Below are 10,160 nucleotides of genomic sequence, written 5' to 3' on the forward strand. Positions count from 1 at the left end.
GCCGGCTGGCCGCGCAGGACGAACGACACCCGTTTGTTGACACGATCGATCTCGGGCGTGGCTTCAACCTGAGCGAATGCGTAGCCAAAGGCACCGTAGTAATCGGTGAAGGCCTTCACCGTGCTGGTGACGTCTTCGGAGTTGTAGGCCTCACCGGCGCGCAGGGTGATGAGCGACTTGAATTCCTCTTCCTTGCCGAGGTATTCGCCTTCCAGTGCCACCGAAGACACGACGTAGCGGTTGCCCTCGGTGATGTTGAGGGTGATCGACATGTCCTGCTTGTCGGGCGATATCGCCACTTGCGTGGAGTCGATACGGAATTCGAGGTAGCCGCGGGTCAGGTAGTACGAGCGCAGCGTTTCGATGTCGGCGTTGAGCTTGGCGCGCGAGTAGCGGTCCGACTTGGTGTACCAGCTCAGCCAGCCGCCCGTGTCCAGATCGAACAGGTTGCGCAAGGTCGACTCGGAGAAGGCCTGGTTGCCCACGATCCGGATGTCCTTGATCTTGGCCACATCGCCTTCGACCACGCTGAAATTGAGATTGACCCGGTTGCGCTCGCCCGGCGTGACGGTGGTCACCACCTGCGCTGCGTACATGCTCTTGCTGATGTACTGGCGCTTGAGTTCCTGCTCGGCCCGGTCGGCCAGCGCTTTGTCGAAAGGGCGGCCTTCGGTCAGACCAATGTCGCGCAGTGCCTTGGTGAGCACCTCGTTGTCAAATTCCTTGATGCCGGAGAAGCTCACATCGGCCACCGTGGGGCGCTCTTCCACGATCACCACCAGCACATCACCATTGATTTGCAGGCGAATGTCACTGAACAGGCCGAGGCCGAACAACGACCGAATGGCGGTTGAGCCCTTGTCGTCGCTGTATTGGTCGCCGATGCGAAACGGCAGCGAGGCGAACACGGTGCCGGGCTCGACACGCTGCAGGCCTTCGACACGGATGTCGCGCAAGGTGAAGGGGTCAACGGCCCAAGCGGGCAAAGCGCCGAGCATGGCGGCCGCGAGCGCTGAAAGGGTCAGGCCGCGCAGACCGTTTTTGTTTTTTGTCATGGGAAAAGTGTTCAGCCAGCCAAGCGGGCCACATCATTGAACAAGGCAACGGACATGAGCGCCATGAGGACCACGACACCACCGCGCTGCAGGCGCTCCATCCAGACGTCAGACACGCTGCGACCGGTCACACCCTCCCAAAGATAATACATCAGGTGCCCCCCATCCAAGACCGGCAGCGGCAGCAGGTTCAGCACCCCCAGACTCACGCTGATGAGGGCCAGAAACAGGATGTAAGAGGTGATGCCCAGGCTGGCCGATTTGCCTGCGTAGTCCGCAATCGTGAGCGGCCCGCTGAGGTTCTTGATCGACGCCTCACCGATGACCATGCGCCCCATCATCTTGAGCGTGAGCCAGGACACTTCCCAGGTGCGCACCACGCCCTTGAGCAGGCCGTCCACCGGGCCGTGGCGCACCGTCATCATCTGGGGTGCGGCACCAATGTAGGCCCCCACGCGACCCACCCACGCATCGCCCTGCTTCTCGGGAACAGGCTTCACCGTCAGGGAAACTCGCTGACCATTGCGATCCACCACCCATTCCTGCTCACGGGCTTCACCCGCAGGACCGGTGGAAGCCCGGATGAGCGCGCGCAGCCGCTGACCGTCCGGCACGGCTGCGCCGTCGACGCTGCGCACCGTGTCACCAGCGCGCAGGCCGGCCGCCGCAGCAGCGCCGCCCTCCATCACCTCGCCCACCACGGGTTGGGTCCAGGGGCCGGTGATACCGATCTTTTGAAACAGGGAAGCATCGGCTTCGCGCACATCCAGCCCCGCCAGCGGCAAGACAACCGACCGCGGTGCGCCGCCCTCTTCGTTGCTCACCCGCAGCACCATGTCCTCGTTGGACAGGGCTGCCTGAGTCAGGCGCCAGCGCAGGTCTTCGAACGAGCCCACATCGGCCAAACTATCCTCGTCGGGCCCGGCCTGTGCCACCCATTCACCGCCGCGCAGGCCCGCTGCTTCGGCGAGCGATCCGATGGCCGGGCTGGCCAGCACAGGCTTGGGTTCCTCGACGCCGCTCCAGTTCACCACAGCGTACAGGGCGACAGCCAGCAACAGGTTGGCCGCCGGGCCGGCCGCCACGATGGCCGCACGCGATCGCAGGGGCTGGGTGTTGAAAGCCAGATGGCGCTCGGCCGCATCGACCGGCGCTTCCCGTTCGTCGAGCATGCGAACATACCCGCCCAGCGGCAAGGCGCACAACACAAACTCGGTCGGACTGCCCTTCTTGCGCCAGGTCAGCAGCGGCTTGCCGAAGCCCACCGAAAAGCGCAAGACCTTCACACCGCAAGCGACCGCCACGCGGTAGTGGCCGTATTCGTGCACGGCAATCAGAAGGCCAAGGGCGACCACAAAGGCAACTAGAGTGAGCATGGTGGGCGGGTCGTGAAGAGGTGAAGATCGCCTCAGCGCCTGCGGGCCAGGCGATTCAGCGGGAGAGCCGCTCGACCTGGGTTTGAGCCAGCCGGCGCGCCTGCTGATCAATGGCCAACAAGTCGGACAAGTCGTTGGGATTGGAGGGGATCAGGGCCTGCAAAGTTGCATCGTTGATGGCGTGGATCTGGTCAAACCGAAGCCGCTGGTCAAGAAACGCCGCCACGGCGACCTCGTTCGCCGCATTGAGCACAGCGGTGGTGCCAATCGGCCCCACCAAGGCATCCCAGGCCAGCTGCAGCCCGGGAAAGCGCGAGCCGTCGGGCTTCTCAAACGTCAAGGCACCCAAGGTGCCGAAGTCCAGCGGGGCGGCGCCGGACGCAATGCGCTCGGGCCAGGCCAGTCCATAGGCGATCGGCACGCGCATGTCGGGCGTGCCCAGCTGGGCCACCACCGAACCGTCGGTGTACTGCACCATCGAATGGATCACGCTCTGCGGGTGGATCACCACCTCGATCTGCGCTGGTGGCAAGCCAAAGAGGTAACACGCTTCGATGACTTCGAGTGCCTTGTTCATCATGGTGGCCGAGTCCACCGAAATCTTGCGCCCCATGACCCAGTTGGGGTGCGCGCAGGCTTCATTGGGGGTGACCTGGGCCAGCGTTTGGGGATCGCGCGTGCGAAACGGTCCGCCCGAGGCGGTCAACACGATCTTCTCCACACGGCGCGACCACGAGGCCTGGTCTTCGGGCAAGGACTGGAACACAGCGGAATGTTCGCTGTCGATGGGCAGAAGCGTGGCACCGCCATCGCGCACCGCCTGCATGAACAAAGCGCCACCGACCACCAGGGCTTCCTTGTTGGCCAGCAAGAGCTTTTTGCCCGCCTGTGCCGCCGCCAGGCTGGGCGCAAGACCGGCGGCACCCACGATGGCGGCCATGACAACATCCACCTCGGGATCGGTGCACACGTCACACAGGGCCTGTTCGCCCGAGAGCACCTGCACCGCGAGGCCCAACTCGCGCGCGCGCTCGGCCAGCTGCTTCGCAGACGCGGGACTCACCATCACGGCGTAGCGAGGGGAAAACTGCTGGCACTGCGCCAGCATCAAATCGACCTGCGTGGACGCTGTCAGGGCGAACACGCGGTATCGGTCGGTGTGGCGCGCCAGCACATCCAGCGTGCTTTTGCCTATGGACCCGGTGGAGCCGAGGATGGTGATGGACTGCGTGGAGGTCATGAGATTCATAACGTGGTGAGCATCATGGCCAAGGGCAGCACCGGCAGCAGCGCATCGACACGGTCGAGCACTCCGCCGTGGCCCGGCAGCAGGCCGCTGGAGTCCTTGACACCCGCGCTGCGTTTGACCAAAGACTCGACAAGGTCACCGACGACGCTCATGGACACCAGAAAAGCCAATGACAACACTGCCAGGAGAGGGCCGAAGGACCAGAGGCGTGCATAGAGACTGCTGGCGTCTGCGATGCCCTGGGCGTCTGCCCAGAGCCAAGCAGCTGCCATCGCGAACACCCCGATGAAACCGCTGACGGCGCCTTCCCAGGTCTTGCCCGGGCTGATCGTCGGAGCCAGCTTGCGCCGCCCCAACGCCTTGCCGCCGAAGTAGGCGGCGATGTCAGCCATCCAGACCAGCAGCAGCACCGACAACAGAAAACCCAGACCTGTGAGCCGGGCCTGGACCATGGCCACCCATGCGCATCCAATCAGGACCAGGCCGAGCCAGAGCCGCAAACCCTTGGGCCACGCACCCCACCCGGAGACACCGCGCGCAAGCATGGCCGCCGCCAGCACGACCCACAGCACCCCCACGCCGATCCAGACGCTGCGCCATGATTGATCAAGTCCGCCCGACAGCCAGACGGCCACCATGACCAGTCCCAGTCCCAGGCCCAGGAGCAACGCCGGGCGCGAGCCGACGCCATTGAGACGGGCCCACTCCCAGCCCGCGGCCACGATCAGCAGCAAGGTGAGCGCGGCAAACGGTTCGATGGCGGGATAAAACAGGGCTGGCAACAAGACCGCCAGCAGCAGCAAGGCGGTGATGACACGCTGCCTAAGCATGTCGTTCGCCGCCCACGGCCAGCAGCGGTTCTGCCTGGCCGACTTGCTCGGCGGTTTGCCCAAAACGGCGTTCGCGGTTGGCGTACTCCTGCAGCGCGCGGTCCAGGTCAGCGGGACCAAAATCCGGCCACAGGCACTCGGTGAATACCAGTTCGGTGTACGCGGTTTGCCACAGCAGGAAATTGCTGATGCGCAGCTCGCCGCCGGTGCGGATCAACAGGTCCGGGTCTGGTACGTGGGCCAGCGCCATCTGACCGTTCAGGCTTTCTTCGGTGATCTCGAGACCTTGGGCCACCAGGCGACGCGCAGCCTGTGCCATGTCCCAACGGCCGCCGTAGTTGAAGCAGACGTTGAGCACCAGCTTGTGGTTGTGGGCGGTGTCGTTCTCGGCGGCCACCAGACCCTGAACCACGCGCTTGGAGAGCCCGTGACGATCGCCGGGAAAGTGCAGGCGGACGCCGTTGCCCTCCAGTGAAGGGACTTCTCGAGACAACGCGAGCACCAGCAGATCCATGAGGCTGGAAACCTCCTCGACCGGCCGGTTCCAGTTCTCCGAGGAGAACGCGAACACAGTCAACACCGGTATTTCGCGCTCGAGGCAGGCCTTGACGACGCGCCGCAAGGCTTCAACGCCCTGCTTGTGACCCGCTACCCGCGGCAGCCAGCGCTTTTGCGCCCAACGGCCATTGCCGTCCATCACGATGGCGACGTGGCGAGGCAACGATTCTGGAAGTGCGTCCTGGGTGGGCATGGGTGGTGACATGGGTGGCAGAACGTAGCGCGCGGCTGTCATCGGCGGTCAGACCGCCATGATGTCCTGTTCCTTGCCGGCAACAAGGCGGTCCACCTCGTTGATGACCCGGTCGGTGAGCTTCTGGATGTCTTCCTGTGACCGGCGGTCATCGTCTTCAGATGCCAGCTTTTCCTTCACCAGCTTCTTCACCTGTTCGTTGGCGTCGCGCCGCAGGTTGCGGATGGCGATCTTGGCGGCTTCGCCATCACCGCGCACGACCTTGGTGAGTTCCTTGCGGCGCTCCTCGGTCATGGGCGGCATGGGCACGCGGATCAGATCACCCTGACTTGACGGGTTCAGGCCGAGGTCGGACTCGCGGATGGCCTTCTCGATCTTGGCGCCCATGCCTTTTTCCCAGGGCGCCACACCGATGGTGCGCGAATCGAGCAAGGTGAGGTTGGCCACCTGCGACAGCGGCAACATGGCGCCGTAGTAGTCCACGTGCACGGTATCGAGCAGGGCCGGGTTGGGGCGGCCGGTGCGGATTTTGGTCAGCCCGTTCTTGAACGCTTCCACCGATTGCATCATCTTGTGCTCGGCGGTTTTGCGAATGTCATCAACGCTCATGAAAACTCCTCATTTCTGCAAGGGGTGCGCGCCATCGCGCGTCACACATGAACCAGCGTGCCTTCGTCCTTGCCCATCACCACGTCGCGCAGCGCACCGGGCTTGAAGATCGAAAACACCTTGACCGGCAGTTTCTGGTCACGGCACAGGGCAAATGCCGTGGCGTCCATCACCTGCAGGTTCTTTTGCATCGCTTCATCAAACGTGATCGATGCGTAGCGGGTGGCGGTGGGGTCCTTGTTCGGGTCGGCGCTGTACACGCCGTCCACCTTGGTGGCCTTGAGCACGATCTCGGCACCGATCTCTGCGCCGCGCAATGCGGCAGCCGTGTCGGTGGTGAAGAAGGGGTTGCCGGTACCAGCGGCGAATACCACCACCTTGCCCTCTTCGAGGTACTGCAAGGCCTTGGGGCGCACATAAGGCTCGACCACCTGCTCGATGGCAATGGCCGACATCACACGCGCCACCAGACCGGCCTTGTCCATGGTGTCGGCCAGCGCCAGCGAGTTCATCACCGTGGCCAGCATGCCCATGTAGTCAGCCGTGGCGCGGTCCATGCCCACCGATCCGCCCGCCACACCGCGAAAGATGTTGCCGCCACCGATGACGATGGCCACCTGCACACCCAGGCGCGTGACCTCTGCGATCTCCTCCACCATGCGCACGATGGTGGCCCGGTTGATGCCGAAGGCGTCGTCACCCATGAGGGCTTCACCCGACAACTTCAGCAGGATCCGTTTGTAGGCAGGCATGTGGCAACTTTCAGGAAACGAAAACACAAAATACAGCCGGCAAGTGTACCGAGGAGCGCGGGCTCCCCGGTGCCGGTTACACACAAGACAACGGGCCTTGCGGCCCGTTGTCTTGTTCAGGGCAGCAACGGCTGCCGACAGCGGGCGCTCAGGCGCCTTTGGCCGCGGCCACCTGGGCGGCGACTTCAGCGGCGAAGTCGTCCACCTTTTTCTCGATCCCCTCGCCCACCACGTACAAGGTGAAACCCTTGACGGTGGTGCTGACAGCCTTGAGCATGGCTTCGACGGTCTGCTTGTCGTTCTTCACGAAAGACTGGTTGAACAGCGAGACTTCCTTGAGGTACTTCTGCACCGCACCATCGATGCGCTTGGCCACGATTTCGGCGCTCTGAGCCGGCTTGCCGGCAGCCACGAGCTCCTTGTTGGCTTCGTCGGCCTTGGCCGTGGCCACCGAACGCTCGCGCTCGATGAACTCGGCGGGCACGTCGTTGCTGGTCAGGGACACGGGCTTCATGGCGGCCACGTGCATGGCAACGTCCTTGGCGGCCGTCTCATCGCCGTCAAACTCCACCACCACGCCGATGCGCGTGCCGTGCAGGTAACCGGCCAGCTTCGATGCACCGCTCCAGGCCTTGAAGCGCCGGAACGACATGTTCTCGCCGATCTTGCCGATCAGGCCCTTGCGCACGTCTTCCAGCGTGGGGCCGAAGCCATCCTGGCTGTAAGGCAGCGCGCCCAGCGCAGCCAGGTCGGCCGGCTGGTGCTTGGCAACGAGCTGGGCCGCGGCGGTTGCCAGGGCCAGGAAACTGTCGTTCTTGGTGACGAAGTCGGTTTCGCAGTTGACTTCGATCAGGCCACCGGTGGTGCCTTCGATGAAGCTGGCGACCACGCCTTCGGCGGTCACGCGGCTGGCGGCCTTGCCGGCTTTGGTGCCGAGCTTGACGCGCAGCAGCTCTTCTGCCTTGGCCATGTCGCCGTCAGCTTCGGTCAGGGCCTTCTTGCACTCCATCATGGGGGCGTCGGTCTTGGCGCGCAGTTCGGCGACCATGCTTGCGGTAATTGCCATCTGTGTTCTCCTTGGCGCCGCTTCACCCCTTGGGCTGAAGTCGGCCGTGTTCAATGATCGGATTCTGGTGCGAAAAAGGGGCTCAGAAGCCCCTCTTTCGTGGGAACAGCGCCTTCAAGCGGCGGTGTTTTCCTTGACTTCGACGAACTCGTCGGCGCCTTCAGCGGCAACGGCTTTCACCACGTCGTTGACGGCGTTGTTGCGGCCTTCCAGGATTGCGTCGGCGATGCCACGGGCGTAGAGCGCCACGGCGCGGGCCGAGTCGTCGTTACCGGGGATCACGTAGTCGATGCCCACGGGCGAGTGGTTGGTGTCGACCACGCCGACCAGCGGAATGCCCAGCTTTTGCGCTTCGAGCACGGCGATCTTGTGGAAACCCACGTCGATCACGAAAATGGCATCGGGCAGCGCGGTCATGTCCTGGATGCCGCCAATGTCCTTCTCCAGCTTTTCCATTTCGCGGGTGAAGGTCAGCTGCTCTTTTTTGGTCATGCTGTCCAGGCCGCCTTCTTTCTGGGCCTGCATGTCCTTCAGACGCTTGATCGAGGTCTTGACGGTCTTGAAGTTGGTGAGCATGCCGCCGAGCCAGCGCTGGTCCACGAAAGGCACGCCGGCACGGCGGGCTTCCTGGGCCACGATGTCGCGCGACTGGCGCTTGGTGCCCACCATCAGGATGGTGCCGCGGTTGGCGGAGAGTTGACGCACGAATTTCGCCGCGTCTTCAAACAAGGGCAGCGTCTTCTCGAGGTTGACGATGTGGATTTTGTTGCGGTGACCGAAGATGTACGGAGCCATCTTGGGGTTCCAAAAGCGGGTTTGGTGACCGAAATGGACACCGGCTTCCAGCATTTCGCGCATGGAGATTGACATGAGATGACTTTCCAGAGGTTGAGTCTAAAATCCAGCCCCGATCACCTGTTGGCCGCCCGGATCGCTTGTGATCGGGTCGACGCAGGCAACACCCGGTTGGGCTGGTTTGCGATTTGCCTTGCAGCTTTGGACAGGACGTTCGTCCGACCCACCATCTGCAAAGCCTGTCGATTATAGCAGTCCAACCTCTCTTCCCAAGCTCCTTGTCGGGTGTGCTGAATACGCGCACACGCCGGCTTCCTGCGTTGCCACCCATGCGCCATCCCGGTCTTTGTCACGCGAGCCTGCCCGGCCCCCTGTCGCCGCCCGGCACAATGCAGTTTTCTGGGAGCACGGTTTGAAAATCGCGGTGGTCGGAGCAGGAGTGGTCGGCATCGCCTGCGCACACGAGTTGTCGCTGGACGGTCATGAGGTGACGGTGTTCGAGCGGCGCAGCACAGTAGCCGAGGAGGCCAGTTTTGCCAGCGGAGCGCTCATTGCCCCGGGTTGGACCGCCCCTTGGAGTCCGGCAGAACGGCAATTGGGATGGCCCTGGTCGACGGCGACCGATGGACTCCAACTCGCCCGCCTGCCCCGGGGCAGCGAGTGGAGCTGGCTCTGGCAATGGCGCCAGGCGCAAAAGGGCCCTCATCTGGCGGCCGTCCAGGAGCAGATCCATCGCCTGGTGCGCTACAACCAGGAGCGGCTGCAGGCCATCACCGACCAGTACCAGCTGGAACACGACCGCAGCCACGGCATGCTGGTGCTGCTGAGAAGCGAGCAAGACGCCCGCCTGGCGCAGGCGCCGCTGCAGCAGCTGCGCGATCTGGGCTTGCCCGTCAAGACGCTCACTGCCGACGAAGCCCGTGAATTGGAACCTGCACTCAGTACAGAGACTGCACTGCACAGTGCCGTCGAACTCGGAGGGGAAGCGGTGGCCAACTGCCGTGAATTTGCGGTGTTGCTGCGCGCACAGGCCCAGCAATCGGGCTGCCACTTCGAATTCAACACCATCGTGAGCCGGGTTGAAGCGCTGACACCGGCGGGCTTCCAGCTGGAGCTGGTTCACACCGCATCCCATCCGAACAACGACGGAGCGCCTGTGCGACCCCAGCGTTTTGACGCCGTGGTGATGTGCACCGGCGCGGCGAGCGCGGGTTTGCTGACCCCGCTGGGCTTGAAAGCGCCGCTTCAAACAGTGCGCGGTCATTCGCTGAGCGCAGCGGTGCGGGAACCCATGGATTCGCCGCAGTCAGCGGTGCTCGATGCGCGCCTCGGCGTGTCGATTGCCCGGCTGGGCCAGCGCGTGCGGGTGGCCGGTGGCCGGGAATGGGGTCGCGAATCCAGCACACCGTCCAAGGCGGGTCTGCAGCGGCTGTACCGAGCGTTGTCCGACTGGTTTCCGGGCGCGGTTCGGCTGGGGGGCCCGGCAGGCAACGTCCAGGAATGGTGCGGCGCTCAAGCGACCTTGCCCGACGGTGGACCCCTGATCGGCGCGAGCCGCGTACCGGGCCTCTGGCTGAACCTGGGTCACGGGCCGTGCGGCTGGTCCATGGCCTGCGGATCGGCCCGCGTTCTCGCCGACCAAGTGGGCGGACGCACACCCGAGCTCACGCTCGTCCA

General features: G+C 64.0%; 10 protein-coding genes. 1 reads left to right on the forward strand and 9 read right to left on the reverse strand.

Annotation, left to right across the window (positions count from 1 at the left end):
* The 9 genes from bamA to rpsB all read right to left on the reverse strand — a co-directional run.
* On the reverse strand, positions 1–1,055 hold a 1,055-nt coding region (gene bamA / locus Q0C59_RS16340; RefSeq protein ID WP_291217455.1), incomplete at its 3' end, for an outer membrane protein assembly factor BamA.
* Between the two features lie 11 nt (positions 1,056–1,066).
* On the reverse strand, positions 1,067–2,431 hold the full coding sequence (rseP, locus tag Q0C59_RS16345) for an RIP metalloprotease RseP (RefSeq protein ID WP_291217457.1): 1,365 nt from the start codon (positions 2,429–2,431) through the stop codon (positions 1,067–1,069).
* Between the two features lie 55 nt (positions 2,432–2,486).
* Complete coding sequence (gene ispC, locus Q0C59_RS16350) at positions 2,487–3,671, reverse strand: 1-deoxy-D-xylulose-5-phosphate reductoisomerase (protein ID WP_291217459.1); 1,185 nt, start codon at positions 3,669–3,671, stop codon at positions 2,487–2,489.
* A gap of 5 nt (positions 3,672–3,676) precedes the next feature.
* Positions 3,677–4,510, reverse strand: coding sequence for a phosphatidate cytidylyltransferase (locus Q0C59_RS16355; protein WP_291217461.1), 834 nt, complete (start codon positions 4,508–4,510; stop codon positions 3,677–3,679).
* Complete coding sequence (gene uppS / locus Q0C59_RS16360; protein WP_291217463.1) at positions 4,503–5,261, reverse strand: polyprenyl diphosphate synthase; 759 nt, start codon at positions 5,259–5,261, stop codon at positions 4,503–4,505. The genes Q0C59_RS16355 and uppS overlap by 8 nt, the downstream gene beginning before the upstream one ends.
* A 48-nt stretch (positions 5,262–5,309) precedes the next feature.
* A complete protein-coding gene (gene frr / locus Q0C59_RS16365; protein ID WP_069046663.1) occupies positions 5,310–5,870 on the reverse strand; it encodes a ribosome recycling factor in 561 nt (186 codons plus the stop codon).
* A 41-nt stretch (positions 5,871–5,911) separates the two neighbouring features.
* On the reverse strand, positions 5,912–6,622 hold the full coding sequence (gene pyrH / locus Q0C59_RS16370; protein ID WP_291217465.1) for a UMP kinase: 711 nt from the start codon (positions 6,620–6,622) through the stop codon (positions 5,912–5,914).
* Positions 6,623–6,770: 148 nt separating this feature from the next.
* Positions 6,771–7,688 (reverse strand): translation elongation factor Ts, encoded by a 918-nt coding sequence (gene tsf, locus Q0C59_RS16375; RefSeq protein ID WP_291217467.1) that lies wholly within the window; start codon positions 7,686–7,688, stop codon positions 6,771–6,773.
* A 114-nt stretch (positions 7,689–7,802) separates the two neighbouring features.
* A complete protein-coding gene (rpsB, locus tag Q0C59_RS16380) occupies positions 7,803–8,558 on the reverse strand; it encodes a 30S ribosomal protein S2 (protein ID WP_291217470.1) in 756 nt (251 codons plus the stop codon).
* A 337-nt stretch (positions 8,559–8,895) separates the two neighbouring features.
* Between rpsB and Q0C59_RS16385 the strand changes: the two genes are divergently transcribed.
* Positions 8,896–10,160 (forward strand): FAD-dependent oxidoreductase (locus Q0C59_RS16385; RefSeq protein WP_291217472.1); only part of this gene is annotated, 1,265 nt, incomplete at its 3' end.

This window comes from Hydrogenophaga sp. (assembly GCF_022844385.1).
Lineage (GTDB): Bacteria > Pseudomonadota > Gammaproteobacteria > Burkholderiales > Burkholderiaceae_C > Hydrogenophaga.

What these genes read in the sequence shown, in the direction of transcription:
- ispC (WP_291217459.1), bottom strand. Translation starts at nt 3,671, where the DNA reads ATGACCTCCACGCAGTCCATCACCATCCTCGGCTCCACCGGGTCCATA.
- rseP (WP_291217457.1), bottom strand. Translation starts at nt 2,431, where the DNA reads ATGCTCACTCTAGTTGCCTTTGTGGTCGCCCTTGGCCTTCTGATTGCC.
- tsf (WP_291217467.1), bottom strand. Translation starts at nt 7,688, where the DNA reads ATGGCAATTACCGCAAGCATGGTCGCCGAACTGCGCGCCAAGACCGAC.
- pyrH (WP_291217465.1), bottom strand. Translation starts at nt 6,622, where the DNA reads ATGCCTGCCTACAAACGGATCCTGCTGAAGTTGTCGGGTGAAGCCCTC.
- uppS (WP_291217463.1), bottom strand. Translation starts at nt 5,261, where the DNA reads ATGCCCACCCAGGACGCACTTCCAGAATCGTTGCCTCGCCACGTCGCC.
- rpsB (WP_291217470.1), bottom strand. Translation starts at nt 8,558, where the DNA reads ATGTCAATCTCCATGCGCGAAATGCTGGAAGCCGGTGTCCATTTCGGT.
- Q0C59_RS16355 (WP_291217461.1), bottom strand. Translation starts at nt 4,510, where the DNA reads ATGCTTAGGCAGCGTGTCATCACCGCCTTGCTGCTGCTGGCGGTCTTG.
- frr (WP_069046663.1), bottom strand. Translation starts at nt 5,870, where the DNA reads ATGAGCGTTGATGACATTCGCAAAACCGCCGAGCACAAGATGATGCAA.